Annotated in this window: 28 protein-coding genes; 13 read left to right on the top strand and 15 right to left on the bottom strand. The window is 64.6% G+C overall.

Annotated features, from left to right (window positions below; genetic code table 11):
• Window positions 1-196: 196 nt before the first annotated feature.
• On the bottom strand, window positions 197-1,000 hold the full coding sequence (locus tag FJ423_RS26850) for a lytic murein transglycosylase (protein WP_140845977.1): 804 nt from the start codon (window positions 998-1,000) through the stop codon (window positions 197-199).
• Window positions 1,001-1,352: 352 nt separating this feature from the next.
• Here FJ423_RS26850 and FJ423_RS26845 point away from each other — a divergent pair, with 352 nt between their 5' ends.
• The 5 genes from FJ423_RS26845 (at window position 1,353) to rpsP (ending at window position 6,094) form a co-directional block, all read left to right on the top strand.
• Window positions 1,353-1,958 carry a DUF1236 domain-containing protein gene (locus tag FJ423_RS26845; RefSeq protein WP_140845976.1) on the top strand — a complete coding sequence of 202 codons (606 nt, stop codon included), beginning with the start codon at window positions 1,353-1,355 and terminating at the stop codon, window positions 1,956-1,958.
• A 478-nt stretch (window positions 1,959-2,436) separates the two neighbouring features.
• Window positions 2,437-3,387, top strand: coding sequence for a type II CAAX endopeptidase family protein (locus FJ423_RS26840; RefSeq protein ID WP_140845975.1), 951 nt, complete (start codon window positions 2,437-2,439; stop codon window positions 3,385-3,387).
• A gap of 340 nt (window positions 3,388-3,727) precedes the next feature.
• A complete protein-coding gene (ffh, locus tag FJ423_RS26835) occupies window positions 3,728-5,308 on the top strand; it encodes a signal recognition particle protein (protein WP_140845974.1) in 1,581 nt (526 codons plus the stop codon).
• A 7-nt stretch (window positions 5,309-5,315) separates the two neighbouring features.
• Window positions 5,316-5,642 (top strand): chorismate mutase, encoded by a 327-nt coding sequence (locus FJ423_RS26830; RefSeq protein WP_095770012.1) that lies wholly within the window; start codon window positions 5,316-5,318, stop codon window positions 5,640-5,642.
• 50 nt (window positions 5,643-5,692) lie between these two features.
• A complete protein-coding gene (gene rpsP, locus FJ423_RS26825) occupies window positions 5,693-6,094 on the top strand; it encodes a 30S ribosomal protein S16 (RefSeq protein WP_140845973.1) in 402 nt (133 codons plus the stop codon).
• Window positions 6,095-6,170: 76 nt separating this feature from the next.
• Here the strand turns inward: rpsP and FJ423_RS26820 are convergent, their stop codons facing one another.
• The 3 genes from FJ423_RS26820 to FJ423_RS26810 all read right to left on the bottom strand — a co-directional run bounded on the left by FJ423_RS26820 (window position 6,171) and on the right by FJ423_RS26810 (window position 7,533).
• Entirely contained in the window at window positions 6,171-6,434 is a 264-nt protein-coding gene (locus FJ423_RS26820) for a YMGG-like glycine zipper-containing protein (protein WP_095770014.1), read from the bottom strand.
• A 147-nt stretch (window positions 6,435-6,581) separates the two neighbouring features.
• On the bottom strand, window positions 6,582-7,109 hold the full coding sequence (locus tag FJ423_RS26815) for an SRPBCC family protein (protein ID WP_140845972.1): 528 nt from the start codon (window positions 7,107-7,109) through the stop codon (window positions 6,582-6,584).
• 13 nt (window positions 7,110-7,122) lie between these two features.
• Window positions 7,123-7,533, bottom strand: coding sequence for a DoxX family protein (locus FJ423_RS26810; protein WP_140845971.1), 411 nt, complete (start codon window positions 7,531-7,533; stop codon window positions 7,123-7,125).
• Window positions 7,534-7,670: 137 nt separating this feature from the next.
• On the opposite strand from FJ423_RS26810, the gene FJ423_RS26805 reads away from it, so the two are divergent.
• Entirely contained in the window at window positions 7,671-8,090 is a 420-nt protein-coding gene (locus FJ423_RS26805) for an ACT domain-containing protein (RefSeq protein ID WP_140845970.1), read from the top strand.
• Here the strand turns inward: FJ423_RS26805 and FJ423_RS26800 are convergent.
• Together FJ423_RS26800 and FJ423_RS26795 are read right to left on the bottom strand one after the other, a co-directional pair.
• On the bottom strand, window positions 8,080-8,535 hold the full coding sequence (locus tag FJ423_RS26800; RefSeq protein WP_140845969.1) for a GNAT family N-acetyltransferase: 456 nt from the start codon (window positions 8,533-8,535) through the stop codon (window positions 8,080-8,082). The genes FJ423_RS26805 and FJ423_RS26800 overlap by 11 nt on opposite strands.
• Before the next feature lie 295 nt (window positions 8,536-8,830).
• Window positions 8,831-9,865: an aspartate-semialdehyde dehydrogenase gene (locus tag FJ423_RS26795; protein ID WP_140845968.1), complete on the bottom strand. Its 1,035-nt coding sequence runs from the start codon at window positions 9,863-9,865 to the stop codon at window positions 8,831-8,833.
• Between the two features lie 585 nt (window positions 9,866-10,450).
• On the opposite strand from FJ423_RS26795, the gene FJ423_RS26790 reads away from it, so the two are divergent.
• Window positions 10,451-12,343, top strand: coding sequence for a DEAD/DEAH box helicase (locus FJ423_RS26790; RefSeq protein ID WP_140845967.1), 1,893 nt, complete (start codon window positions 10,451-10,453; stop codon window positions 12,341-12,343).
• Window positions 12,344-12,673: 330 nt separating this feature from the next.
• Here FJ423_RS26790 and leuB read toward each other — a convergent pair whose 3' ends face one another.
• The 5 genes from leuB to leuD form a co-directional block, all read right to left on the bottom strand.
• On the bottom strand, window positions 12,674-13,777 hold the full coding sequence (gene leuB, locus FJ423_RS26785; RefSeq protein ID WP_140845966.1) for a 3-isopropylmalate dehydrogenase: 1,104 nt from the start codon (window positions 13,775-13,777) through the stop codon (window positions 12,674-12,676).
• 222 nt (window positions 13,778-13,999) lie between these two features.
• Window positions 14,000-14,350 (bottom strand): VOC family protein, encoded by a 351-nt coding sequence (locus tag FJ423_RS26780; protein WP_140845965.1) that lies wholly within the window; start codon window positions 14,348-14,350, stop codon window positions 14,000-14,002.
• 10 nt (window positions 14,351-14,360) lie between these two features.
• On the bottom strand, window positions 14,361-14,744 hold the full coding sequence (locus tag FJ423_RS26775; RefSeq protein WP_140845964.1) for a RidA family protein: 384 nt from the start codon (window positions 14,742-14,744) through the stop codon (window positions 14,361-14,363).
• A gap of 329 nt (window positions 14,745-15,073) precedes the next feature.
• A complete protein-coding gene (locus FJ423_RS26770) occupies window positions 15,074-16,012 on the bottom strand; it encodes a hypothetical protein (protein WP_140845963.1) in 939 nt (312 codons plus the stop codon).
• Window positions 16,013-16,228: 216 nt separating this feature from the next.
• The gene (gene leuD / locus FJ423_RS26765; protein WP_140845962.1) at window positions 16,229-16,834 is read right to left on the bottom strand and encodes a 3-isopropylmalate dehydratase small subunit; all 606 of its coding nucleotides are present in this window, start codon (window positions 16,832-16,834) and stop codon (window positions 16,229-16,231) included.
• 189 nt (window positions 16,835-17,023) lie between these two features.
• On the opposite strand from leuD, the gene FJ423_RS26760 reads away from it, so the two are divergent.
• From FJ423_RS26760 to FJ423_RS26740, 4 genes are all read left to right on the top strand, one after another.
• Window positions 17,024-17,449: a GNAT family N-acetyltransferase gene (locus FJ423_RS26760; protein WP_140845961.1), complete on the top strand. Its 426-nt coding sequence runs from the start codon at window positions 17,024-17,026 to the stop codon at window positions 17,447-17,449.
• Between the two features lie 338 nt (window positions 17,450-17,787).
• Complete coding sequence (locus tag FJ423_RS26750; RefSeq protein WP_140845960.1) at window positions 17,788-18,108, top strand: metalloregulator ArsR/SmtB family transcription factor; 321 nt, start codon at window positions 17,788-17,790, stop codon at window positions 18,106-18,108.
• A complete protein-coding gene (locus FJ423_RS26745) occupies window positions 18,105-18,554 on the top strand; it encodes an SRPBCC family protein (protein WP_140845959.1) in 450 nt (149 codons plus the stop codon). The genes FJ423_RS26750 and FJ423_RS26745 overlap by 4 nt, the downstream gene beginning before the upstream one ends.
• 44 nt (window positions 18,555-18,598) lie before the next feature.
• A complete protein-coding gene (locus tag FJ423_RS26740) occupies window positions 18,599-19,087 on the top strand; it encodes an SRPBCC domain-containing protein (RefSeq protein ID WP_140845958.1) in 489 nt (162 codons plus the stop codon).
• Between the two features lie 240 nt (window positions 19,088-19,327).
• On the opposite strand, the gene FJ423_RS26735 is transcribed toward FJ423_RS26740, so the two are convergent.
• The 3 genes from FJ423_RS26735 to FJ423_RS26725 are packed head-to-tail and all read right to left on the bottom strand — an operon-like array spanning window position 19,328 to window position 22,807.
• Window positions 19,328-20,494, bottom strand: coding sequence for an FAD-binding oxidoreductase (locus FJ423_RS26735; RefSeq protein ID WP_140845957.1), 1,167 nt, complete (start codon window positions 20,492-20,494; stop codon window positions 19,328-19,330).
• 52 nt (window positions 20,495-20,546) lie between these two features.
• Window positions 20,547-22,121 carry a HAMP domain-containing sensor histidine kinase gene (locus FJ423_RS26730; RefSeq protein ID WP_140845956.1) on the bottom strand — a complete coding sequence of 525 codons (1,575 nt, stop codon included), beginning with the start codon at window positions 22,119-22,121 and terminating at the stop codon, window positions 20,547-20,549.
• The gene (locus FJ423_RS26725; RefSeq protein WP_140845955.1) at window positions 22,109-22,807 is read right to left on the bottom strand and encodes a response regulator transcription factor; all 699 of its coding nucleotides are present in this window, start codon (window positions 22,805-22,807) and stop codon (window positions 22,109-22,111) included. The genes FJ423_RS26730 and FJ423_RS26725 overlap by 13 nt, the downstream gene beginning before the upstream one ends.
• A 571-nt stretch (window positions 22,808-23,378) precedes the next feature.
• Here FJ423_RS26725 and FJ423_RS26720 point away from each other — a divergent pair.
• Together FJ423_RS26720 and FJ423_RS26715 are read left to right on the top strand one after the other, a co-directional pair.
• On the top strand, window positions 23,379-24,260 hold the full coding sequence (locus FJ423_RS26720; RefSeq protein WP_181174910.1) for a CoA ester lyase: 882 nt from the start codon (window positions 23,379-23,381) through the stop codon (window positions 24,258-24,260).
• Window positions 24,261-24,289: 29 nt separating this feature from the next.
• The gene (locus FJ423_RS26715; protein WP_140845953.1) at window positions 24,290-24,496 is read left to right on the top strand and encodes a DUF1737 domain-containing protein; all 207 of its coding nucleotides are present in this window, start codon (window positions 24,290-24,292) and stop codon (window positions 24,494-24,496) included.
• Window positions 24,497-24,742: 246 nt separating this feature from the next.
• On the opposite strand, the gene FJ423_RS26710 is transcribed toward FJ423_RS26715, so the two are convergent.
• On the bottom strand, window positions 24,743-25,180 hold the full coding sequence (locus FJ423_RS26710) for a metallopeptidase family protein (protein ID WP_095769832.1): 438 nt from the start codon (window positions 25,178-25,180) through the stop codon (window positions 24,743-24,745).
• Window positions 25,181-25,256 lie beyond the last annotated feature (76 nt).

Here is a 25,256-nt window from a genome sequence, read left to right as displayed (position 1 = left end):
GCCATCGGCGCCTATTCTGGACCGCAGCATTCTACGGCCAATGCCATGGCATGGATTCTAGGGTCTGCGCGCGTCGCTCCGCGAGGCCCCAAGGCGCCCCGAGGGAAGTGATCCCCATTTTCCCGGCTTTCGCCAATCTCCACAAACAAAAAAGCCCGGCGCTTGGCCGAGCTTTTCCGTGGAATGACGACCTCGATCAGTCCGCGTCGATCGCTTCGGCGATGCGGGCGATGGCTTGCTGGTAGACGCTTGCCGAGTTCCAGCCCGCGATCGCGCCCATATTGGCCTCGTAGCTCGCGCCGGCATGCCAGCCATGCGCCTTGAGATAGTTGGCGGTGGAAGCCAGCGCCGTATTGCGGTCGCGCAGGTTTCCGCTGCCGACGCCATATTTCAGCACGTTTCCGGGCAGGAACTGGGTGTGGCCGATCTCGCCATGCATGGCGCCAACCGAGGAGGCGCTCAGCGCGCCGCGATCGACGAGCTTCAGCGCCGCGATGGCGTGCGGGGTGAAATAGTCCGGGCGGCGGCAGTCATAGGCGAGCGTCAGGATGGCCGACACCGTGTTCTGATTGCCCATCGAGGCGCCGAAGCCGGTTTCCATGCCCCAGATGGCGAGCAGCACGCCCGGCGGCACGCCATAGGTCCGCTGGATATCGGCGAACATCGCCGCGTTGGCCTTCTTCAGCGCGCGGCCTCTCGAGATGATCGCGGACGCCCCGCGGCGTTTCATGAAAGCCTCTACCGAGCCGCTGAAAGCCTTGTGGATGGCGCGATCGGCCGAAATCGTCCTTGTCGCGTAGGTCGCCCCCTCCAGCGCCGAAAGCCCCCTTTGGCCGACGCCGTTGGCCTTGGCCTCGGCGGCAAAGTCCTGCTTCCAGGCCTCGAATCCGGCGCCGTTCTTGCCGCAGCTGGCCGCGGCTTCGGCGCCTGTCGCCAACCCCAGCATCGCCACCACCGCCGCGGCGGCCGCGAAAATTCTTCTTTTGGCAAAAAATGCCATGTCCTTCTCCTGGTTGCCTTGAATCACGTCCCGGCTGCGAATTTGCCAGCGAAACGCCCGGTTGTCACCGTCCTCGCGGGGGGACGTGACACCCGACACTGGCGAAAGAAGGGCAATAGCCTGCGATCGGCCATCAGGTGTGGCGGGCCTGCCTCATGAAAGACGTTGATGTCGCCATCGTTGGCGCCGGTCCGGCGGGACGTGCCGCGGCTAAAGAGTTCACGCCCTTTTGACCGGAAACCCGAGAAATCATGGAACAATTCGTGAGCGGCCGAAAGGCGCTTTAGCCGGAACGCATAAGCCTTGGTTTCGTTTCCGACCGCAAGGGACAGTGGAAAAACGGAGTGAAACCATGAAACGCGTACTGTTTCCGGCGCTTGCCGGCGCGCTGTTCGCCATGTCGGGCGCGGCCTTGGCCGACACTGCCGTCTCGGCGGTGGCCGATCTCAATGTGCGCGCCGGCCCCGGTCCGCAATATCCCGTGATTGGCGTGCTGGCCGCCGGCCAGTCGGCAACGCTCACCGGCTGCATCGCGAACAGCAAATGGTGCACGATCGCCGAAGCGGGCGGCAATGGCTGGGTCTATTCCGACTATGTGACGGGCGACTTCGGCGGCAGCCGCGTCGTGCTGACACGCCGGCCGGCCAATGCCGAAATCGCCGTCGTGTCGCCGCCGACCGATAACATCTACACCACGGACAGCTACACCGGCGCTATCGTTCCCGGCGACGACGCCATCGAGTCGATCGGCAGACCGCCGGCCGAGGTCGGCACCTATGTCACCACACACCGGGTCGATCCGGTCTATCTCGAGGGCGAGGTGGTGACCGGAGCCACGCTGCCCGACACGGTCGAGCTGCGCGAGATTCCCGATTACCGGTATCGCTATGTCTATGTGAACAACCAGCCGGCGCTGGTCGACCCCGGCACGCGGCGCATCGTCTATGTGATGCGCTGATCGGGCTTGATCGTCGTCAGTCGAGCGGCCGCCGGCGATGGCGGCCGTTTCTTTTCCGTGCTGACGGCTCAGCCGGCTTGCCTGCGTTCAATGCACACGTTTGGGATTGGCCGAAGCGTCCGAACTTCGTCATCCACGGGCGGAGCGGAAGCGAAGCGGACGCGTAGACCCGAGGATCCATTCCGTGACCCCGGCCGAAGAGCGCAGCGGGGCAGAATTCTGCACTGTGGCAACGCTCGGAAGTAACGGAATGGATCCTCGGGTCTGCGCCGCGTCGCTTCGCTCCTTGCTCCGCCCGTGGATGACGACGAGATGGGCGTTCCAGCTAATCTCCTACCGTCGTGATCGCGCGTTAGTGTTCCGTGGTACGAATTCGATGTTCGTGCCCTCAACGCGATCCAGTCAGTCCCGACTCAAAGCAAGGTAATCGCGCGGTAACCACCGACCTCCTACACAATACAGCCAAAAGGGGAGCCGCGTGACGATCGAAAATGCCGCCTTCGAGCGCTATCGCCGCTCGCCGAACGAAAAGACCAATTTGCTGCGGCTGTTCTTCGGCACGGCAATCGTCATTGCCTTCTGGATGGCGGCGACGGCCGTCGTGCTGTTTGCCGGCACCTATGTCTACATCGTCTGGCGCCTTCCCGGACCTTCGACCGGGCAGTACATGCAGGATTTCCTGGCATCGCCCATCGGCATTCTGAGCGCGCTGAGCTCCTTTGCCGGCATCTGGATCGGCCTGTGGGTGGCGATGCGTTTGGTGCATGGCGAGCCGCTGTCGGCTCTCTTTGGCGTCACCCGCCGCATCGCTGGCGGCGATTTTTTCAAGGGCCTGGTCGCGGTGCTGATCACCTCGCTGTTCTCCGAGGTGCTGCTCTATTGGCTGCAGCCGGAGATCGCGCGCGGACCGATCACCCTGTCGTCCTGGCTGCTTTTCCTGGCGCCGATCGCGCTGCTCGCCTTCCTGCAGACCTCGTCGGAGGAAATGCTGTTTCGCGGCTATCTGCTGCGCGCCCTCGCTCGTCGCTTCAGGAGTCCTCTGGTCTGGGCGGTGCTGCCGGGCCTGCTGTTCACGTCGCTGCACTGGAATACGGCCTCGACGCTGGCCATCAATGCCAGTGTCTTCATCTCGATCGGCACATTCGCCCTGCTGCTCACACTCCTGGTCTATGTCACCGGCAATCTCGGCGCCGGCTTCGGCGCCCATCTCGGCAACAACCTGACCGGCTTCCTGCTGATCTCGCACCAGGAGGCCTACAATTCCTTCGCGCTGCTCAATGCCAAGCCTCTCGAAGGCCCCGGCTGGACCAATCTGGACGCCGTTCTCATCGCCGCGATCGGCGTCGTCAGCACGCTTCTGACGATGCTGCTGCTTTTGCACCGGCGCTCGCCGCTGCGAGTCGGGGCGACCCGGCAAAGCTTGGGCTAAGCTGCCGTCAATCGCGGCGTTTGGGCCCAGATTCCTGCATAGTTTCTTGCACATGTCGTTGCCGCAAAACCGCTGCGCACTTTAGCGCGACATGCATTAGCCTTGACTCCGCGGCCGATTTCCTGTCTAGAGCCGCTGAATTCCGCGACGAGTTTTCTTTCGCGAAAGCCGACTAGGACGCCGAAGCCTCTTTGAGGCGGGTGCTGTAAAGAGATCCTGGAGGCCAACACCCGGCAGCGCGATGCGCCCCCGGGTGCTTTTTGGCTTTGCGCTTTTGCTTGGCGACCCGGCGCGAACGCACTACCTCTCGGTCGAACCCCACCGAGATCAAGGACCGCAGATGTTTGAATCCCTCCAGGAGCGTCTTGGCTCCATCCTGAACGGCCTGACCGGCCGCGGCGCGCTCTCCGAGGCGGATGTCTCGGCGGCTTTGCGCGAGGTGCGCCGTGCGCTGCTCGAGGCCGACGTCGCGCTGGAAGTGGTTCGCTCCTTCACCGACAAGGTGCGCGAGAAGGCGGTCGGCGCCGCGGTGCTGAAGTCGATCAAGCCCGGACAGATGGTCGTCAAGATCGTCCATGACGAGCTGGTCGAGATGCTCGGCGCCGAGGGCGTAGCCGTCGACCTCAACGCGCCGGCGCCCGTGGTCGTCATGATGGTCGGCCTGCAGGGTTCCGGTAAGACGACGACCTCGGCCAAGATCGCCAAGCGGCTGACCGAGCGGCAGAACAAGAAGGTCCTGATGGCCTCGCTCGACACGCGGCGGCCCGCCGCGCAGGAGCAGCTGCGCCAACTCGGCGAGCAGACCAAGGTCGCGACGCTGCCGATCATCGCCGGCCAGAGCCCGGTCGATATCGCCAAGCGCGCTGTGCAGGCCGCCCGGCTCGGCGGCCATGATGTCGTCATCCTCGACACCGCCGGCCGCACCCATATCGACGAGCCGCTGATGGTCGAGATGGCCGACATCAAGAAGGTGTCGAGCCCGCACGAGATCCTGCTGGTCGCCGACTCGCTCACCGGCCAGGACGCCGTCAATCTGGCGAAAAGCTTCGACGAACGAGTCGGCATCACCGGCCTGGTGCTGACCCGCATGGACGGCGACGGCCGCGGCGGCGCGGCGCTGTCGATGCGCGCCGTCACCGGCAAGCCGATCAAGCTCATCGGCACCGGCGAAAAGATGGACGGGCTGGAGGAATTCCACCCCAAGCGCATCGCCGACCGCATCCTCGGCATGGGCGACATCGTCTCGCTCGTCGAGAAGGCCGCCGAAACCATCGACGCCGAGCAGGCGGCGGCGATGGCGAAAAAGATGCAGTCGGGCAAGTTCGACCTGAACGACCTTGCCCAGCAGCTTCAGCAGATGTCGAAGATGGGCGGCATGGGCGGCATCATGGGCATGATGCCCGGCATCGGCAAGATGAAGGACCAGCTGGCCGCCGCCGGCCTCGACGACAAGATGTTTGGCCGCCAGCTCGCCATCATCTCCTCGATGACCAAGGCCGAGCGCGCCAATCCCGATATCCTCAAGCACTCGCGCAAGAAGCGCATCGCCGCCGGCTCCGGCACCGACGCGGCCGAGATCAACAAGCTCTTGAAGATGCATCGCGGCATGGCCGACATGATGAAGGCGATGGGCGGCAAGGGCAAAGGCGGCGGCCTCATGCGCGGCATGATGGGCGGCCTCGCCTCGAAAATGGGCCTGGGCGGCATGATGCCCGGCGGCGGCATGCCCGACCTGTCTAAGATGGATCCCAAGCAGCTCGAGGCCCTGCAGAAGCAGGCGCAGGCCGCCGGCCTCGGCAAGGGCCTGCCGGGCGGGCTTCCCGGTGGCGGCGGACTGCCGGGCCTGCCCGGCGGCATGAAGCTTCCGGGTCTGCCGGGCCTGGGTGGCGGCGGGCTGCCCGGTTTGGGCAAGAAGAAGTGAAGGGGCGATGAACGAGGAGAAAGACATGGCCGATGCACGCGCCATCCTGGCCGGCTACCGCGCTTCGATCGACAACATCGACGCCGCCCTAATCCATATGCTGGCCGAACGCTTCCGCTGCACCAAGGCGGTCGGCGTTCTGAAGGCCGAGCATGGCCTGCCGCCCGCCGACCCCGCGCGCGAGCAGCAGCAGATCGCCCGCCTTCGCCAGCTGGCGAAGGATGCGCATCTCGACCCGGATTTCGCGGAGAAATTCCTCAACTTCGTCGTTCGCGAAGTGATCCGGCACCACGAACAGATCGCCGCTGCCAACGGCGTGACGAAAACCGGCTGAACCCAGCCGAAAACTCATCAACGAAATCAGAGCTTTTAGGAGACAAAGAAATGGCACTGAAGATCAGACTGGCCCGTGCGGGCTCGAAGAAGCGTCCTTACTACCACGTCGTCGTCGCCGACGCCCGTTCGCCGCGCGACGGCCGTTTCATCGAGTCGCTCGGCTCGTGGAACCCGCTGCTGCCGAAGGACGGCGAGCGCGTCAAGGTCGACGCCGACCGCGTCAAGCACTGGCTGTCGCATGGCGCCCAGCCGACCGACCGCGTGCTGCGCTTCCTCGACGAGGCCGGTATTGCCAAGCGCGAGGCCCGCTCGAACCCGAACAAGGCTCTGCCCGGCAAGAAGGCGCAGGAACGCGCTGCCTTGCTGAAGAAGGCCCAGGAAGACGCCGCTGCGGCGGCTGCCGCGGCGAGCGCCGCACCGGCCGAGGCTGAGGCGGCCAGCGCCGAGTAATCACGGTTCTTCGTCGCTTATGAAAACGGCGGGTATCGGCCCGCCGTTTTTCTTTGTTCGATTTCGGTCCGATATCTCAATAGCCGGACGGGCAGCGCGCCACATAGACACGCCCGTAACGGTCGCGATAGCGGCACTGGCCGGCTTCGCTGGCATGGCCGATCAGCGCGCCGGCCACTGCGCCGACCGCGCCGCCCACGACCGCGCCCTGCACAGGGTCGCCCGCCACTGCGGCACCGACCGCCGCACCGCCCAGGCCACCGATCGCAGCACCCTTTTCCGTTTGCGAGCAGGCGCCAAGGGCCACCGTCAGCACCAGGATGGTAATTGCTTTCTTCATTGCTGTTCCTCTCTCAAGCGCCGTCCTCGCCGCCATGCCCTAAACTCACAAACAGCTAAATTGATCCCGGCAATGATGAAGATTGGCCGGCTAGGCGCCGGCCGGATTTACAGTACTGAACACCAACTCATTGAAATTTCGTGCTTTTCAGCTCTCCGCGAGGCGCTTCAGATTGCCGAGCCCGGCCTCGAAATCCTTGCCGATGAGCGTGTCGAAATTCATGAACAGGCCCATCAGCTTGGCGATGAAGGGCCTTGCCCCGCGCATCGCCCAGGTGACGGTCGTGCCCTCGCCGGACGGCGAAAGCGTGAAGTCGACACTGTTGTTGGCCCTGAACGGCTTTTCGAAGTCGAGCTTGAGCGACACCAGCGATGACGGCACCGAATTCGTGATCTCCATGCGGCCCTTGCCGGCCTTGGAGTTGCCTTCCCAGGCATAGGCCGCGCCTTTGCCGCTTTCGGCGCCCGACAGCGTGCGCTTCATGCCGGGGTCGAGTTTTTCGAAGGGCGACCATTCGGGCCAGCGCCGGAAATCGTTGATCAGCGGGAAGATCGTCTCGGCCGGCGCCTTGATGCTGGCCGAACGCGTGACGACGAAATCGTTCGGCCGGGTCGCGGCATAGGTCAGCACCGCGGCGACGATGACGACCAGGATGATGAGGATGGTGGCAAACATTTCTTTTGCTCCTCTATCGCGAGAACGGGATCAGCGCGCGCACCCTTTGGTCGCGCAGGTGGAGCCCGCCCCACAGGATGATGCCGAGATAGACGCCAAACAAGCTGTGCGAGAACAGCGGGTTGCCGATCCGCACATGGGTCGAAATCGCGCCGCCCATATAGGCGGTGAGCAGGATGGCGCCGAGCACCGATGTGCGCGGAATGGCGTAGAGCGCGGTCGAGATCAGCCCGATAACCCCGATCAGGCGCGCGACATTGGCGTCGGCCGGCCAGCCGAGTTCGGTCATCGTCCGGGTGACAACATCCAGCGGCGGCAGCTTGATGACGCCGTCGAAAGTCATGAACAGGACGACGGCGGCGCTAAGCACGCGCCCGGTCCACAAGGCGCCGTTCGAGACAGGCGCGGTTTCGGAAATGCTCACGGATGTTCCCTCCTGTTGATTCAAGGGCTGGCTTTCTGCCAGCTTCGAACCAAGGACGGAGAAACGTGCGGCGATCCTACGGGTCAGGTGCGCTTTTTTCAAAAGCGTGGTTCAGTGCATGGAACGGAGGAGGCAAGATGACCGGCGAGACCGACCTGGGCAGGCTGTTGGCTTCGATGACGCCGCAACTGCTCGCCGACGTCTATGTCTTCACGACGCTGACGCCGGACACGTCGGTCCCGGCAGGACTCGACCCCGTCCTGCAATTCCGCGAGCGCGAAGGCCTGACCTTGATCGTGACCGAAGACGAAGCCAAGGCATCCGGCCTTGCCGGCACGTTCCGCAGCCGGATGATCACGCTCGACATCCACTCCTCGCTGGAAGCCGTCGGCTTCCTCGCCGCCATCACGACGCGGTTGGCGGCGGCCGGCATGGGGGTCAATCCGGTCTCGGCCTTTTATCACGACCATCTGTTCGTGCCGGCGGAGCGGGCGGAGGAAGCGTTGGCGATATTGCGCGGCCTGGCGGCCGAAAATGGGCCTGAGCTCAGCGCCTGAGGACATAAAGAATATCCGGCAAGCCTTCCTCATTGGCCGAGCCGTCGCCGAGGGCCTCGGCGCGAAAACCGTGGCGTTCGTAGAAGCGGCGCGCGCCGGTATTGGCCTGGAAGCAATGAAGCTTGACCACAGGTATGCCGGCGGTGGCTTGAGCAAGCAGCCGGCTGCCGATGCCTTGTCCAGTCCAGGCCGGATCGAGATAGAGCTGCTCGACCCATTCGCCCTGGGCGGCGATGAAGCCGACGATGCATTCGGCGGCCTCGGCGACCGTCACTTGCTGCTCGGGCAGCAGGATATCGCGGATGAAGAACAGGTCCTCCTCCGGCGTGTGCAACACCGGCATCCAGTCGAAGGCATTGACCGACGCGCGCATCAGCTTGGCGATGGCGGCCGCGTCGGAAGCGATGGCCGGACGCAGGAGGATATTGGAAGCCGGACCGATCATGAGCTCAGCTGACCCGAAAAGTGCGAGCGTTCCCTTCTCCCCCTGTGGGAGAAGGTGGATCGGCGCGACAGCGCCGAGACGGATGAGGGGTGTTCCAGCGGAGTGAGACGTCAGCGTTCCCTGGAACACCCCTCATCCGTCGCCTTCGGCGACACCTTCTCCCACAAGGGGAGAAGGAAGAACCGCCACGGCCGAAGGCCGAGCCTGCGACTGCGGGCCGCCGGTCGTCCGGCGCGCCCGCGCAGGGCCAGCCGCGGCAGCGGCGGTGCGGCCCGTGAGCGAAAACAAACTGCCGTCAGGCCGCCTTCTTCTTCGGCTGGATCAGGCCGCGCTCGACCAGGAGTTCGGCGATCTGCACGGCGTTAAGCGCCGCGCCCTTGCGCAGGTTGTCGGAGACCACCCACATCGACAGGCCGTTGTCGACGGTCGAATCCTCGCGGATGCGCGAGACGAAGGTGGCGTCCTCGCCGGCCGATTCCAGCGGCGTGATGTAGCCGCCGTTCTCGCGCTTGTCGAGCACCTGGCATCCGGGCGCCTCGCGCAGGATCTCGCGCGCCTCATCCGCCGTGATCGGCTTCTCGAACTCGATGTTGACCGCTTCCGAATGACCGATGAACACCGGCACGCGCACGCAGGTCGCCGTCAGCTTGATCTTGGGGTCGAGCATCTTCTTGGTCTCGGCCACCATCTTCCACTCTTCCTTGGTGAAGCCGTCGTCGAGGAAGACGTCGATATGCGGGATGACGTTGAAGGCGATGCGCTTGGTGAACTTCTTGACGTCGACCTGGTCGGCGACGAACACCGCGCGGGTCTGCGTGAACAGCTCGTCCATGCCCTCCTTGCCGGCGCCCGACACCGACTGGTAGGTGGCGACGACGACGCGCTTGATGGTGGCGACGTCATGCAGCGGCTTCAGCGCCACGACCAGCTGCGCCGTCGAGCAATTCGGATTTGCGATGATGTTCTTGCGCGTGAACAGCGAGATCGCGTCCGGGTTCACTTCCGGCACGATCAGCGGCACGTCCTGATCGTAGCGGAAGGCGGACGAATTATCGATGACGACGCAGCCCTGCTTGCCGATCTTCGGCGACCATTCCTTCGACACATTGCCGCCGGCCGACATCACGCAGATGTCGGTGTCGGAAAAATCATACTGATCGAGCGCCTTGACCTTCAGCGTGCGGTCGCCAAAGGACACTTCGGTGCCCTGACTGCGCCGCGACGCCAGCGCCACCACCTCGCTCACCGGGAAGCCGCGCTCGTCCAGAATGTTGAGCATTTCGCGGCCCACATTGCCCGTGGCGCCGACTACCGCAACCTTGAAACTCATCTGGTATCTCCTGTCCCTCTCCGCTTGGTTGTTGGAGAAAACCCGCCGGCCTCATGCGGGTTTCGCCCCCCGGGCCGTACCCGGGAGAGGGTGGTTAGGCCAAGGGAATCACACCGTTTTGGTGGTGGTTTTGGCCGTAGTTTTGCTGGAACGGACGGACGCGTCTAAGCGCCCAGCCCAATGCGTTACATTGTGGCTGGGGGAGTCGAATGCAAGAAGAGCCATCGAAAGGCCGCGCATCGGAAACCATCCCGTTCGACGCGGGCTTTTACGCAGTTTGGCAAAAGAGTCAATTGGCGTAGCGCCTCTCCTTCTCCCCTTGTGGGAGAAGGTGGATCGGCGCGCAGCGCCGAGACGGATGAGGGTTGTTCCAGCAGAGTGAGGCGTTGGCTTTCCCTGGAACACCCTTCATCCGGCCGCTTCGCGGCCACCTTCTCCCACAAGGGGAGAAGGGAAAGGCGGTGCCGCCTGCTCTGTACAATGGCGGCTGCAGGAAGTACGAACGGCTCAAATTTCGTTTGGCTGGCGCAGTGCCGGCCTTGTGCTCCATGACGAGCGCAGAACCCCGAATTCCGAAAGAAGAAAATGTCCAGTTTCGAAACGATTGTTCCTGCGCTGGCGCAAGCGCTGGAAAAACGCGGCTATGTCGCGCTGACGCCGGTGCAGAAGGCGGTGCTTGGGCCTGAGCTCGGCGAGGCCGACGCGCTGGTGTCGGCGCAGACCGGCTCCGGCAAGACCGTCGCCTTCGGTCTTGCCGTGGCGCCGACCCTGCTCAGTGGCGCCGAGCGCTTCGGCGACGCCGGCGCGCCGCTCGGCCTGGTCGTGGCGCCGACGCGCGAGCTGGCGCTGCAGGTGCGGCGCGAGCTGGAATGGCTTTACGAGCTGACCGGCGCGCATATCGCCTCCTGCGTCGGCGGCATGGACATGCGCACCGAGCGGCGCGCGCTGGAGCGTGGCGCCCATATTGTCGTCGGCACGCCGGGCCGGCTGCGCGACCACATCACGCGCGGCGCGCTCGACATGTCGGCGCTGAAGGCGGTGGTGCTGGACGAGGCCGACGAGATGCTCGATCTCGGTTTTCGCGAGGACCTGGAATTCATCCTCGACGCAGCACCCGCCGGGCGCCGCACGCTGATGTTTTCCGCCACCGTGCCGCGCTCCATCGCCACGCTGGCGAAGAGTTACCAGCGCGACGCCGTGCGCATCTCGGCCGGCGGCGGGGAAAAGCAGCATCTCGATATCGAGTACCGGGCGCTTTCGGTCGCGCCCGCCGATCGCGAGAACGCCATCATCAACGTGCTGCGCTATTACGAGGCGGGCAACGCGATGGTGTTCTGCAATACCCGCGCCGCCGTCAACCATCTCACAGCGCGTTTCAACAACCGCAATTTTGCGGTGGTGGCGCTCTCCGGCGAGCTCAGCCAGAACGAGCGCAGCCACGCCCTGCAGGCAATGCGCGACGGCCGCGCGAAGGTCTGCATCGCGACGGACGTCGCCGCGCGCGGCATCGATCTGCCTAATCTCGATCTCGTCATCCACGCCGACCTGCCGAGCAACCCGGAGACGCTGCTGCATCGCAGCGGCCGCACCGGCCGCGCCGGGCGCAAGGGAGTCAGCGCACTGATCGTGCCGGGCAATGCGCGCCGGCGCACCGAGCGGCTGCTCGCCAATGCCGGCCTGACCGCGGCCTGGGCGAGCCCTCCCTCAGCCGACGAGGTGCTGCGGCGCGACGACGAGCGCATCCTGGCCGATCCTTCCTTCGGCGAGCCGGTGAAGGAGGAAGAGCGCGACTTCGCCACAGCGCTTCTCGAACGGCACGGCGCCGAGCTGGTGGCCGCCGCCTTCGTGCGGCTTTGCCGTGCAAGCCGCTCGGCGCCTGAGGACCTGATCGATGTCGCGCCCTTCGCGCCCTCGAAGGAGAAGTTCGCGCGCCGCGAAGAAACATCGGGCCGCGGGGAAGAAACATCGGGCCGCCGCGACGATTTCGGCGACAGCGTCTGGTTCTCGCTCTCGGTCGGCCGCCGGCAGAATGCCGAGCCGCGCTGGCTGATCCCGATGCTGTGCCGCACCGCCGGCATGTCCAAGCGCGAGATCGGCGCCATCAAGATGCAGCCGGAGGAAACCTTCGTGCAGATCGCCGCAGACTGGGCCGACCGGTTCGTCGCCGCGATCGGCCCCGACCGCAAGCTGCAAGGCAGTATCGCGGTCAGGCGGATCGACGGCACGCCGGACCTGTCGCGCGCCGGCTACCAGCCACAGAGGCCGGAGAAAAAGCCGCATCGCGGCAAGCGGTCTTTCGACCAGGGCGCGCCCGGATTCGAGAAGCGGGCGCTAGGCGAGCGTCAGCCTGCCGCGGCGCCGGGGTCAAAATCCTGGGCGAAGAAGCCGGCAAAGGCGAAGTTCGACAAGCCAAAGTTCGAGGGGCCGAAACCCGACCAGCCGGCAAAGCGCAAGAAGCAGAAGAAGCGGCCAGCGTAGGATCGCGACGGAAGGCAGGCCCGCGGCGAGCGCCGGCGTTCTTTTCAGCGGCAAATCGCAACCTCCGAGATTGGCCGAAGCATCCGAACTTCGGTCATCCACGGGCGGAGCGGAGCGAAGCGGACGCGTAGACCCGAGGATCTATTCCGTGACCTCGCGCCAAGAATAGGGACGACGCAGAACAGGGAGCCGTTCTGCAACGCTCATAGGTCACGGAATGGATTCTATGGTCTGCGCTGCGTCGCTTCGCTCCTTGCTCCGCCATAGAATGACGAACGCGTGGGACGCGCAATGTCGACCCTCGCCCAGCGAATGTCGACGGTCATACGATCATCCCAGGAACTTGGCGATGATGGCGTCGCCCATCTCGGTGGTGCCGACTTCCTTCATGCCCGGGGAAAGAATGTCCTTGGTGCGCAGGCCGTCGTCGAGCACGGCGGCGATGGCCGCTTCCAGTCTGTCGGCCTCGGCCACCATGCCGAAGGAATAGCGCAGGCACATGGCGAAGGACGCGATCATCGCGATCGGGTTGGCGATGCCTTTGCCGGCGATGTCGGGCGCCGAGCCGTGCACCGGCTCGTAGAGCGCCTTGCGCTTCTTGGTCTTGGCATCCGGCGCGCCGAGCGAGGCCGAAGGCAGCATGCCGATCGAACCGGTAAGCATGGCGGCGATGTCGGAGAGCATGTCGCCGAACAGATTGTCGGTGACGATGACGTCGAACTGCTTCGGCCAGCGCACCAGCTGCATGCCGCCGGCATCGGCCAGCATATGGTCGAGCTTGACGTCGGAATAGCGCGCCTTGTGGGTCTGCGAGACTACCTCGTTCCACAAGACGCCCGACTTCATGACGTTGCGCTTTTCCATCGAGGTGACGTGGTTCTTGCGTGTGCGCGCCAACTCGAAGGCAACGCCGGAGATGCGCTCGATCTCGAACGTATCGTAGACCTGGGTATCGATGCCGCGCTTCTGGCCATTGCCGAGATCGATGATCTGCTTCGGCTCGCCGAAATAGACGCCGCCGGTGAGCTCGCGCACGATCAATATGTCGAGGCCCTCGACCACCTCCTGCTTGAGCGAGGAGGAAGCGGCCAGCGCCGGGTAGCAGATCGCGGGCCTGAGATTGGCGAACAGCTCCATATCCTTGCGCAGGCGCAAGAGCCCTGCCTCGGGGCGCACCTCGTAAGGCACGGCATCCCATTTCGGCCCGCCGACGGCGCCGAACAGCACGGCGTCCGCCGCCATCGCCTTGGCCATGTCGGCGTCGGAGATCGCCGCGCCATGCGCATCGTAGGCGCAGCCGCCGACCAGGCCCTCATCGGTGGCAAAGCCGCTGCCCAGCCTGTCGTTCATGGCCTTGATCAGCTTCTTCACCTCGGCCATGGCCTCGGGGCCGATGCCGTCGCCGGCGAGCAGGAAGAGATTTTTCGAAGCCATGGAGAACCGTCCCAATAGTATCTGGTGAAACCGCGGCCTTGCTAAACGCCAAGTGATTGCGGCGCAAGGGGATGTCTCGAAGCTTGGTTTCCTCGCCCCCGCCAGAGGCGGGGGAGAGGTGTCCGCGAAGCGGACGGAGAGGGGGCCTTCGTAGGGCGCTCCCCTCTCCGTCTCAGCTTCGCCGAGCCACCTCTCCCCACTTCGTGGGGCGAGGAACCCCAGCTACCGATGCGACAGAATATTCACCAGCCGCCGGAACGGATCGCGCACATAGAAGCGCCGCACGCCCCAGGGCTCGTCGGCCGGGCCGTATTCGACGGCGAAGCCGGCGGCCTTCATTGCGTCGAGCGCCGCGTCCACATCGTCGACCTCGATCGACAGGTCCGGCACCGGCGTGCCGGATCCGCCTTGCGCCATGAAGCTCACCTGCACCTGCATCCGTTCCTCGGACCCGTAGGTGGCGATCCAACCCATATCCATGAGCAGATCGAGGCCGAGCACGTCATGGTAGAAGCGCTTCGCCGCGACGATATCCTGTGTGGCGATGTTGGTTACAATGCGCCGAACCGCCATCCCTCGGCTCCTATGCCGTGCGCCTCAGCGCCGTCACCTCGATCTCGATCTTCATCTCCGGCTTGTTGAGCTGGCACACGATCATCGTCGCCGCCGGGCGGATGTCGCCGAATGCCTCGCCGAGGATCGGGAAGACCACGTCAACATAGGCCTGGTCGGTGATGTAGTAATGCGCCCGCACCACATCGGTCATGTCGAAGCCGCCCTCGGCGAGCGCCTTGGCGATGGTGGCGAGGCAATTGCGCGTCTGCGCCTCGACCGTGTCGGGCATGGTCATAGTGGCATAATCATAGCCGGTCGTGCCGGAGACAAAACACCAGTCGCCCTGCACCACCGCGCGCGAATAGCCGGCGGTTTTCTCGAAGGGCGAGCCGGTGGAGATGAGCTTGCGCATGGGGTGGCCTCGCGTTGGTTGCATCGGTCTTAGCAGGGGAAGACGGGTCAGGTCGTGGGCCAAGCCGGACGGACGATTGTCACGAAGGCAAGCGCAGGCCTCGGAGATTAGCGATGGCCGTCCCTCCCGTCGTCATTCCAGGGCGGAGCAAGGAGCGAAGCGACGCGCGCAGACCCTGGAATCCATTCCGTTACGCCGAAGCGCCGCCAACCGTGCAGAATTCTGGACCCTCGCGCTCTCCGGCAGCGGTCACGGCATGGATCCTCGGGTCTGCGCTCCGCTTTGCGTCGCTCCGCCCGTGGATGACGAAGCCGCGCTGAACCGAATCCCTAGTTCCCCTGCGCGTCGTCATACGCCTTCTTGATGTCGTCCGGCCAATCCTTCATCGACGGCCAGGCCTGCGGCTCGCCATTGTCGCCGCGGCGGGCGAAATAGACTTTCTGCTTGGCCGGGTCGACGGCCATGAAGCCGTCATTGCCGCCGCAGTCATGCGGCACGCAGCCGGTGGCGTAGAAGGCGCCGGACGCCGTCTTTTCGGTGCCGCCGCCGACCAGAAGGCTGGTCGCCATGTCGGGCATGTCGTTGCCCAGCAACGCCTGTCCGGCCTTGTAGACGGCCTCGTTGTGGAAGGCATCAATGATGTTATCCAATTTCGACGGGTCGACATCCTTCCAGCCGGTGCCGGGCTCCGGCGTGTAGGTCAGGGTGCCGGAGGTCGTCAGCCCTTCCGTGGGCGACCATTGCAGCGCCGGCTTGGACTCGCCCGGCAGCAGATAGGGCACGAAATAGATGGCGCTGTCGGAGACTGCTGCCGGCGGCGCGCCGCATTCGTCCTGCTCGACCGTGGTGGTCTGGATCTCGCCGTCCTTCGGCTTCCAGACGATGACCTTGGCCGGCCCGCACTGGTTGCCGCCGTCGCCGACATCGACCAGCGCCACATTGACGTCGCCGATCTTGACGATCTTGTCGAAGAAGACGTCGTAATTGCTGGCCAACTGCTTGCCGTCATAGGCAAGCACCCTTTCGCTGTCCTGCTCCGGCTGCGTGATGGTGAGCTGCCCGCCCTCGAACGGGATCGGCGCCTGCTTGTCGTCATCCGACGCGGCCTGGTCGTTGCCCTGGTCGGACGCGCCTTGATCGGTCGCCGGCTGGTCGGACGCGGCGGGCGCCGGCTGCGTGGCCGGCGCGGTGGTCTGCGCATTGGCGCCGACCGTGGCGAGAAGGATTGCCGCCGATGTGCCAGCGGCGGCCAGAAGCAAGCGTGTCATGACTGTCCCTCCATTCAGCCGCCACGACCCGGCCTGCGAAGGCCGGAGCCTATTGATTTAAGCCATGCCGCCCAGAGACTGTTTCGAAATTCGCTCTGGCGAGTCATATGGTGGTGGTTTCGAGAACCGTAGCGCAGCGGACATTTGGTCCGTGAGCAACGGAAGCGCAGAAACCGCCATCAGATGGCCGCCGGAGTAGAATTTCCAAACGGTCTCTCAGGCCCAGGGGCGCTGCTCGGCATTCTTCTTCTCGAAGGACGCGATGGCGCCGGCCTTCTCCATGGTCAGCCCGATGTCGTCGAGGCCGTTCAAAAGGCAGTGGCGCTTGAAGTCGTCGAGGTCGAATTTGACCACGCCGCCATCCGGCCCGCGGATTTCCTTGGCCTCGAGATCGATCGACAGCGTTGCGTTGGCGCCGCGCGAGGCGTCGTCCATCAGCTTGTCGAGGTCTTCCGGGCTGACGGTGATCGGCAGGATGCCGTTCTTGAAGCAGTTGTTGTAGAAGATGTCGGCGAACGAGGTCGAGATCACGCAGCGTATGCCGAAATCTAGCAGCGCCCAGGGCGCGTGCTCGCGGCTCGAACCGCAGCCGAAATTGTCGCCGGCGACCAGGATCTGCGCCTTGCGGTAGGCCGGCTTGTTGAGCACGAAATCCGGGTTCTCCGAGCCGTCCTCATTGTAGCGCATCTCGGCGAAAAGCCCGGTGCCGAGCCCGGTGCGCTTTATCGTCTTGAGATAATCCTTGGGGATGATCATGTCGGTGTCGACATTGACGATCGGCATGGGCGCGGCGACGCCGGTGAGCTTGGTGAATTTATCCATGGTCCTTGCCCGTCTTCTTCGTGGCTTGCGGGGAATTTTGCCGGACGGTTTACACAAAGCCGGCGGCAAATGAAAGGCAACTGTTCGTGCGCGGGCCTTGGGCCAATGTCGAGCATGGCATGCGCGCCGGAGCTGGAACACCTCAAAAAACGGCTTCGAAATCCTGGCCGGCTGGTGCAATCTGCGGCCATGGCCGATCCTTCAAAAGTCCTTTACGCCAGCGAACCCGCGCTCGACGTCGCCGAATTCCGCCGCGTGCTGGTGGAATCCGGCCTCGGTGCAACACGGCCCGTCGACGACGAAGCGCGCCTGAAGATAATGCTCGGCAATGCCAATCTGGTGCTGACAGCGCGGCTCGACATCGAAGGCAAGCCGCTGATCGGCGTCGCGCGCGGCGTCACCGATTTTTCCTGGGTCTGCTACATCTCCGAGCTCGCCGTCTCCAAGACGGCGCAAGGGCTCGGCGTCGGCAAGGGCCTGATGGACGAAGCACAGCGCCACCTTGGCCCTTCGGTCGCCATCAGCCTGATCTCGATGCCCAATGCCGTCGGCTTCTACGAGCGCATCGGCATGACGCGCATGACCGACGCGTTCTGGTTCTCCCGCAAGCGCTGACCTGAACCGCCACCGATATCGGAGCTGACTCCTGCCTGGAACCGGCAAGCCAGATCGACCCCCACTCCGTCGAGCTTCGCTCGACACCTCTCCCCCGATCGACGGGGGAGAGGAAGGACGCGAACTTCATTCAGCCTGGCTCCCTTCCTCTCCCTCCGGAGGGGGGAGAGGTGGCGCTGCGAAGCAGCGACGGAGTGGGGGAAGGCGCTGCTCAAAATCGAAGCCGCCTCAAGACAGGCACAATCCGGGAAGCAAGAAAACTCAGGCAAGCAGCAATCAGGCTGCAGAATATTTTCGCTAGCGCTTGACATGCAACCAAATGGTTGCATATTAAAGTCATGAGCATGGATGCTGTGTTTCGCGCTTTGGCCGACCCGACCCGCCGGCAATTGCTGGACAGCCTCTATGCCCGGAACGGGCAGACGCTGAACGCGCTCTGCGAGCATATGGAGATGACGCGCCAGGCGGTGACCAAGCATTTGGCGATCCTCGAGGAGGCGAACCTCGTCACCACTATGCGCCGAGGCCGCGAGAAGGAGCACTACCTCAACCTCGTTCCGATCAACGAGATCGCCGAGCGCTGGATCGGCAAGTTCGAGCGGGGGCGGCTTGCCGCTCTCAGCGACCTGAAGCAACGCCTTGAAAGGGAAGAGCCGTGAGCGAGAACAGTTTTGTCTATGTCACCTACATCCGCACCACGCCTGAAAAACTCTGGCAGGCGCTGACTGACCCGGAATTCAACCGGCGGTTCTTCCTCAGCTCCTACCAGGAGAGCGACTGGAAGGTCGGCTCGAGCTGGAAACTGGTCTTCCCCGACGGCCGCATCGCCGATTCCGGCGAGATCCTCGAGATCGACCCGCCGCGGCGTCTGGTGATCAAATGGCGCAACGAATGGATGCCCGAGGTGAAGGAGGACGGCTACACCCGCTGCACCTTCACCATCGAGCCCGACGGCGAATTGATGAAGCTCGCCGTCACCCACGAGGCCGACGGGCCGCACAGGCTGATCCAGAACGTCGCCAAGGGCTGGCCGCTGGTGCTGGCGAGCCTCAAGAGCCTGCTCGAGACCGGCAAGGGTTTCGAGCGCCCGCCGTCGAAGGAGTAAAGGTTCGTTCGGACACGAGACAATTGTTGGCAGAGGTGGATTCGATGCTTCAATTATCCTTGCCGCAAGCCATGGCGAATGCGGACACGGTCATGGCCTCGGCCGAGCTTCCCGCCTCGCCGGACGAGGTTGGCGCGGCGCTGATAACCAGCGACGTCGAGCGCTGGTGGGGTTCGCCCGAAACTTACCGCATGACCGGCTGGAACGCCGATCTGCGCGTCGGCGGAAGCTGGCGTGTCACGGTGCGAACCGCCGACGGCAGGCGCCTGCCCGCCGGCGGAGAGTTTCTCGAAATCGAAATGCCGCGCCGGATCGTGCAGACGCGGCGCTACGACTGGGACCATCCGGCGCTCGGCCGGCGCGAAACGACCCTCGCCTATCTGCTGGAGCCGATCGCCGGCGGCACGCGGCTCACTATCTGCCATGGCGGCTTCGCAGGTTTCCCGGACGCCGCGGCGGAACATGCCGAAGGCTGGGCGCGGGTGCTTGGATGGCTGCAAACATATTTTAGTGACGGACGGCAGGCGGCTTAGCGCCACCTTCTCCCCTTGTGGGGTGAGAAGCGGTCCGCGCAGCGGACGAAAAGCCAATTGCTTGGCTTGTCGAGCTTCGAACGCCCTGAGCCTGCGAAGGGCCGGGTGGTGGATCGGCGCGCAGCGCCGAGACGGATGAGGGGTGTTCCAGCGGAGTGAGACGTTGGCTTTCCCTGGAACACCCCTCATCCGTCGCCTTCGGCGACACCTTCCCCCACAAGGGGGGAAGGGGGCAGCCCCTCAGATCACATTCAGTTCCCTGAACGCCCTTCCTTCCGCCACACGGCTATATCCGAACGCCCTGCAATCCACCGTCCGATACCCGCCATGCACGATGAGCTCGGCGATCGACTTCCCCACCGCCGGCGCCTGCTGCAGGCCATGGCCGGAGAAGCCGTTGGCGAACAGGAAATTCTCCACCTCCGGATGCGGGCCGATCACCGCGTTCTGATCGAGCGTGTTGTAGTCGTAATGCCCGACCCAGGCGCGCGTCGGCTTGATCGCCTCGAAGGCCGGGATGCGGGTGGCTAGGACTGGCCAGATCACCTCTTCGAACAGCGGCCACTCGACCTCGAAATCCGTCGGATCGGGCGCATGATCGCCTTCCTCCGGCTCGGCGCCGCCGGTGATGTAGACCGAGCCCTCGGGCCGCACATAGATGCCGGACGGATCCACCAGCAGCGGCATGTCGGCGAATTTCTCGCGCGCTTCGAAGACGAAGACATTGCGCTTGCGCGGCTCGACCGGCAGCGCCAGCCCGGCCAAGGCGGCGACCTTGCCGGCATTCGGCCCGGCCGCGTTGACGACAATGCCGGCTTCCAGCGTCTCGCCATTGTCGAGGCTTACACTGGTGACGCGGTTGCCGTCGCGCGCGATGGCGGTGACGGAAGCGGTGATGAGATCGATCTTCTTGTCGCGCAGCGCCTTGCGGAACAGCATCAGCATGGCATGCGCGTCGAACCAGCCTTCGCCGCTGCGGCCATAGGCGCCGGCGGAAATGCCTTCGGCCGACAGCCAAGAGAAACGCTGCGTCAGCTGGCCGGCATCCTCCAGCACGATGTCGGCGCCCTCGGCGACCTGCGTCTCGTGATTGGCCTTGAGGATCGGCAGCCCGGTCTCGCCGGCGAGGATGAGATAGCCGCCCTCGCGAAAGCCGATATCGGCATCGGCGCCGAAGGTTTCCTTCAGCCGCCGGAACAGTTTCAGCGTGAACTGCGACAGGCGGATGTTTTCAGGGATCGAGAATTGCTGGCGGATCGAGGCGCAGGACAAGGTCGTCGCCGCATGCGAGAATTGCGGATCGCGCTCGATCAGCGCGATGGAACCAGTAAAGCCCTCCTCGCGCAAATAATAGGCGACCGAGGACCCGACGATGGCCCCGCCGATGATGACGATGTCGTAGCGCACGCTTTTGGTTCTCCGACTTCAGAGCATGATCCCGACGCTCGGGTTCGCACGCTCAAATCAATGCAGGAAGATCGATCTCGAAGCGCGTGCCGCGCTCGGAGTCAACCAGCCTGATCGTGCCATCATGCGCTTTCAGGAGGGCCAGCACGATGCCGAGCCCCATGCCGGTGCCGCCGGTCTCGCGCCGCGTGGTGAAGAACGGCTCGAAGATCCTGGCGCGGTTGGCGGCCGAGATCCCGTCGCCGTCGTCGCCGATCTGGACCGACGCGCGCTCGCCATCGGCTGAAGCATGGATCGCCACCTGCCGGGCGCCATGTCGTGCCGAATTGTCGATGAGATTGGCGAGCACGATGCCGAGATTCTCAGCCGAGATGCCGAGCCTGATATCGCCGCCGCCTTCAAGCCGCGTTTCCAGCCTTGTGTCGACCGGCAAGGATGCCAACGCAGCACGAAGTGTCGTGTCTTCGCCGCTCGGTTCCAGATTTTCAGCGCGCGCCAGGTCAAGCAGCCGGCGCACCAGGAGATTGAGCCGCCCGGCGTCGGTGACGATGTTGTTGGAGAAACGCTTGCGCTCGGCCTCGTCCATGGCGCCGCCGGAATCCCTCAGCAGCTCCGCCGCGCCCTGGATCGCAGTCAATGGCGATTTCAGCTCATGCGAGACATGGGTGGCGAAGGTCTGGATGCTGTCGGAGCGCGCCTGCAGTTTTTGCGCCATGTCGAGGAACGCCGCCGACAGCGCCGCCATCTCGCGCGTGCCGTGATGGGCGAGCGGCCTGATCGCCTCGCGGTCGCCGGCGGCGATGCGTTTCGTCCGCTCGATCAGCGCGTAGATCGGCCGGCTGACAGTACGGATGAACACCAGCGCGATCAGCAGCGTGCCGCCGAGGATGGCGATCGCCGCCAACGTCACCTTGCCGCGCTCGCCATAGAGGTGCTTGACGATGTTGTTCGGCGTTCGCGACAGATAGACCACGCCCGCGACCCGGCCGTCGAGCTCGACCGGCAGGGCGACGAAGACGCGCACCCTGGTGCCGCGGCTCACCGAGTAGAGTGGCGGCGGCGGCTGGTCGGGAATGCGCAGCCTGAGCGCGCTGGCATAAGCGCCTGAAAGCGCGGTCCGCACCTCCTCGACATCGCCAAGCGACTGGCCGACCTCGTCGCCGCCGGCGATCACCACGCCGCGCGGGTCGAGCAGGCGGAAGCCGGCAAGCGTCGTTTTCTGCGTCTCGTCGAGAATGCCGTCGAGCCGCGCGCCTATTGCCGCGAAGGCCGGATCGGCGGTGGCGGGAAGCGCCGCCGGGCGCGTCGGCATGACATCGTCCGAGGCAAGGTCGAGGCGCGGCTCGATCGGATCATAGGGATAGTTGTTGTCCCTTGCCGGATCGGCCGAGATCGGCGACCCCAGTTTTTCCTGGGGAATGCCTGCGGCGCGCACCTCCTGGGCATAGACGGCGGCGACGACCGCGCCTTGCGCGATGAGCTCGCCTTCGGTCTGGCGGATGAGCTGGTTCTCGTAGAGCCGGAAGAAGAACAGCCCGACCAGCGGCAGCGCCATCACCAGGATGAGGATGACGACGACGACAGTGGCAAGCCTGGGCCGCCACTTCTCCTTGCTCAACCACCGCATCGGCCGAGCCGGAAGCCGACGCCATGCACCGTCGCGATCGCGTCGAGACAGCCGACCGCCGCCAGCTTGGCCCGCACATTGCGGATATGGCTGTCGACCGTGCGCTCCGAGACATGGATGTTGGAGGCATAGGCATTGGCCATCACCGCGTCGCGGCCAAGCACATGCTGCGGGCGGGCGAGAAAGCCCTTCAGGATCGCGAACTCGATCGCCGTCAAGATGAGCGGCTTGCCGTCGAAGCTGGCTTCATGGCTTGCCGGGACGAGCATGAGCTTGCCATGCGCGAATTGACGGTCGTCGGCTTCTTCTTCGACCGGCGCCGGACGCGCGCGCCGCAGGATGACGTTGACGCGGGCGACCAGCTCGCGCGGGCTGAACGGTTTCGTCACATAATCGTCGCCGCCCATCTCCAGCCCGAGCACCCGGTCGATCTCCTCGTCGCGCGCGGACAAAAACAGCACCGGCACGTCGGACTTTTGCCGCAACCTGCGGCAGACCTCCAGCCCGTCCATCTCCGGCATGCCGATATCGAGCACGATGAGATCGGGCGCGCGGCGCTCGACCGCTTGCAGCGCCGCTGCGCCGTCGGCGACGGCGGCCGTCTTCATGCCGGCCTTTTCCAGCGCGAAGCAGATGATCTCGCGGATATGCGGGTCGTCGTCGGCGACGAGAATGTTGTGCGGCATGAAATCAGCGGCCCGGCGCGTAAGGTTGGATGCGGCAGGATTAGAGCAATTCCAGGGAAAAATGCGAAATTGTTTTCGATCCGGAGTGGAGCGGCCTCGGGGCGAAAAGCAGGATACCCGCCCCATGGCATGGTCTTTGCGGCTCGACGAGCCACCAGCCTTCATTGCGGAGCCGGCGCGGCAGCGACCAGCGGGATGTATGAGGTGTTCGCATGGCGCCGGTTTCGCCGGCCGGTGCGGTAAGTGCGCGGCGGAATCCTGGAGCTTTTCAGCAGGGATTTGCAGATTTAGTGCAGGCAGGTCGCCTTTTCGCGGGATAATCGCGTAGGGCGCTCCCCCTCTCCGTCTCGGCTTCGCCGAGCCACCTCTCCCCCGCCTCTGGCGGGGGCGAGGAACCCAGGCCTGCGAAGGTCGCGCGCCCTCGGCGATTAGCGTTTCCTCGCCCCCATAAAGTGGGGGAGAGGTGGCTCGGCGCGCAGCGCCGAGACGGAGCGGGGGCTGGCGCTGCCATATGCGATTGTCCTGTCCCCTCCGCCTTGCCTCATCCGCCGTCACCCGGCATAGATCGGCGATGGCTCAAGAACCCTACCGCCCGCGCCGTTCGGTGCTCTACATTCCTGCCTCGAACGACAAGGCGCTCGCGAAGATCGGCTCCCTGGCCTGCGACGCCGTCATCATCGATCTCGAGGATGCCGTCCTGCCCGCCGGCAAAAAAGTTGCGCGCGACAAGATTGCCGGCATCCTGGCTGCGCGCCCCGAACGGCGCTGCGAGATGGTGGTGCGCATCAATCCTTTGGCCAGCGAATGGGGCACCCATGACCTATTGGCAGTGGCCAAGGCCGAGCCCGACGGCATTCTTCTGCCCAAGATCGCCACGCCGCGCGACATCCTCGAGGCCGGCGACCTGCTCGACGACAATTTCGCGCCGGACAGCGTGAAACTATGGGCGATGGTCGAGACGCCCAAGGCGCTGCTCAACATCGGCGCCATCGCCGAACTCGGCCGCGATCCGGCTTCGAGGCTGGCTTGTTTCGTGACCGGAACGAATGACCTGGTGAAGGCGACCGGCATCCTGGCGACGCCCGACCGACGCTATCTGATGCCGTGGCTGATGCAGCTGGTGCTTGCGGCGCGGGCCGGCGGTCTCGACGTCATCGATGGCGTTGCCAATGATTTTCGCGATCTCGACGCTTTTGCCCGCGAATGCGCCGACGGGGCCGCCATGGGCTTTGACGGCAAGTCGCTGATCCATCCCGCCCAGATCGAGCCGGCGAACCGCGCTTTTTCGCCGTCGCCCGAGAGGCTGGCTGCGGCCCATGCGATCAAGGATGCGTTCGCGCGGCCCGAGAATGCCGGCAAGGGCGTGATTGCGATGGACGGGCGCATGGTCGAACGGCTGCATCTGGCGGAAGCCGAGAAACTTCTGGCGAAGGCCGCGATCATCGGCGCATGATGCGCCGGTCTTCAAGATAGGCTCGATAAATGAAACTCTACCGCTTTCTGTCCGGTCCGGACGATTCAACTTTCTGCCACAAGGTGACGGCAGCCCTGAACAAGGGCTGGCACCTGTTCGGCTCGCCGACCTATGCCTTTGACCAGCAGACGAAGTCGATGCGCTGCGGCCAGGCCGTGGTGAAGGACGTCGAAGGCCAGGACTACACAGCCGACACCAAGCTCAGCGACTGGTAGGAGGGCAGCAGGCTCTCTCATTCGTCATCCTAGGGCGTAGCGACGCGAAGCGGAGCGCAGACCCTAGGATCCATTCCGTTCCCTCTGCCGAAGGGCGCGGCGGGCCAGAATATAGGGAAATTGCGGTATCGGGCGGCAGGCGTTCCGTTCTGCACCGCGGGCTTGGTGTTGATGAATGGCATGGATCCTAGGGTCTACGCGCGTCGCTTCGCTCCTTGCTTCGCCCTAGGATGACGAAGTGCGTGCTCACCCAGCCGCCGCCTGCTCCGCCGCCTCCTCGATCCGCTCCATGTCGTCGTCCGACAGGCCGAAATGGTGGCCGATCTCATGGATCAGCACATGGGTGACGATGTCGCCCATCGTCTCTTCATTCTCGGCCCAGTAGTCGAGGATGGCGCGGCGGTAGAGCGTGATGCGGTTTGGACCTTCGCCGGTCTGCGGGTTCCAGCGCTCGGCGATGCCGCGCCCCTCGAACAGGCCGAGCAGGTCGAAGGGCGTCTCCAGCGACAGATCGTCCATGATCTCGTCGGTCGGGAACTCGGCGATCTGGATGATGATCTCGCCGGTGAGCTTGCGGAACTCGTCCGGCAGATGGGCATAGGCCTCCAGCGCCAGAAGCTCCATCTCGTCCATCGACGGCGAGAGCTGGTCGTGCCAGGTGCGGGTCTTGTAGATGCGGGCCATGAAATGTCCTTTAATCCCGGCATATAGGCTTTCACGCCGATTGAGGCAAATGGACCGGCTGGGGTGTTCGCTTTCA

Origin of the sequence: Mesorhizobium sp. B2-8-9, assembly GCF_006439475.1 — a bacterium.
Taxonomy (GTDB): Bacteria; Pseudomonadota; Alphaproteobacteria; order Rhizobiales; family Rhizobiaceae; genus Mesorhizobium.
Note: the sequence above shows the minus strand (reverse complement) of the source record. Positions and strands in the feature narration are given on the sequence as shown.

Coding starts and splice junctions, on each gene's coding strand:
- FJ423_RS26820 (WP_095770014.1), bottom strand. CDS start 6,434: ATGAAGAAAGCAATTACCATCCTGGTGCTGACGGTGGCCCTTGGCGCC.
- leuB (WP_140845966.1), bottom strand. CDS start 13,777: ATGGCTTCGAAAAATCTCTTCCTGCTCGCCGGCGACGGCATCGGCCCC.
- leuD (WP_140845962.1), bottom strand. CDS start 16,834: ATGGATAAATTCACCAAGCTCACCGGCGTCGCCGCGCCCATGCCGATC.
- FJ423_RS26790 (WP_140845967.1), top strand. CDS start 10,451: ATGTCCAGTTTCGAAACGATTGTTCCTGCGCTGGCGCAAGCGCTGGAA.
- FJ423_RS26795 (WP_140845968.1), bottom strand. CDS start 9,865: ATGAGTTTCAAGGTTGCGGTAGTCGGCGCCACGGGCAATGTGGGCCGC.
- ffh (WP_140845974.1), top strand. CDS start 3,728: ATGTTTGAATCCCTCCAGGAGCGTCTTGGCTCCATCCTGAACGGCCTG.
- FJ423_RS26815 (WP_140845972.1), bottom strand. CDS start 7,109: ATGTTTGCCACCATCCTCATCATCCTGGTCGTCATCGTCGCCGCGGTG.
- FJ423_RS26740 (WP_140845958.1), top strand. CDS start 18,599: ATGCTTCAATTATCCTTGCCGCAAGCCATGGCGAATGCGGACACGGTC.
- FJ423_RS26725 (WP_140845955.1), bottom strand. CDS start 22,807: ATGCCGCACAACATTCTCGTCGCCGACGACGACCCGCATATCCGCGAG.
- FJ423_RS26800 (WP_140845969.1), bottom strand. CDS start 8,535: ATGATCGGTCCGGCTTCCAATATCCTCCTGCGTCCGGCCATCGCTTCC.
- FJ423_RS26770 (WP_140845963.1), bottom strand. CDS start 16,012: ATGACACGCTTGCTTCTGGCCGCCGCTGGCACATCGGCGGCAATCCTT.
- FJ423_RS26850 (WP_140845977.1), bottom strand. CDS start 1,000: ATGGCATTTTTTGCCAAAAGAAGAATTTTCGCGGCCGCCGCGGCGGTG.
- FJ423_RS26845 (WP_140845976.1), top strand. CDS start 1,353: ATGAAACGCGTACTGTTTCCGGCGCTTGCCGGCGCGCTGTTCGCCATG.
- FJ423_RS26730 (WP_140845956.1), bottom strand. CDS start 22,121: ATGCGGTGGTTGAGCAAGGAGAAGTGGCGGCCCAGGCTTGCCACTGTC.
- rpsP (WP_140845973.1), top strand. CDS start 5,693: ATGGCACTGAAGATCAGACTGGCCCGTGCGGGCTCGAAGAAGCGTCCT.
- FJ423_RS26830 (WP_095770012.1), top strand. CDS start 5,316: ATGAACGAGGAGAAAGACATGGCCGATGCACGCGCCATCCTGGCCGGC.
- FJ423_RS26760 (WP_140845961.1), top strand. CDS start 17,024: ATGGCCGATCCTTCAAAAGTCCTTTACGCCAGCGAACCCGCGCTCGAC.
- FJ423_RS26715 (WP_140845953.1), top strand. CDS start 24,290: ATGAAACTCTACCGCTTTCTGTCCGGTCCGGACGATTCAACTTTCTGC.
- FJ423_RS26720 (WP_181174910.1), top strand. CDS start 23,379: ATGGCTCAAGAACCCTACCGCCCGCGCCGTTCGGTGCTCTACATTCCT.
- FJ423_RS26710 (WP_095769832.1), bottom strand. CDS start 25,180: ATGGCCCGCATCTACAAGACCCGCACCTGGCACGACCAGCTCTCGCCG.
- FJ423_RS26805 (WP_140845970.1), top strand. CDS start 7,671: ATGACCGGCGAGACCGACCTGGGCAGGCTGTTGGCTTCGATGACGCCG.
- FJ423_RS26750 (WP_140845960.1), top strand. CDS start 17,788: ATGAGCATGGATGCTGTGTTTCGCGCTTTGGCCGACCCGACCCGCCGG.
- FJ423_RS26780 (WP_140845965.1), bottom strand. CDS start 14,350: ATGGCGGTTCGGCGCATTGTAACCAACATCGCCACACAGGATATCGTC.
- FJ423_RS26775 (WP_140845964.1), bottom strand. CDS start 14,744: ATGCGCAAGCTCATCTCCACCGGCTCGCCCTTCGAGAAAACCGCCGGC.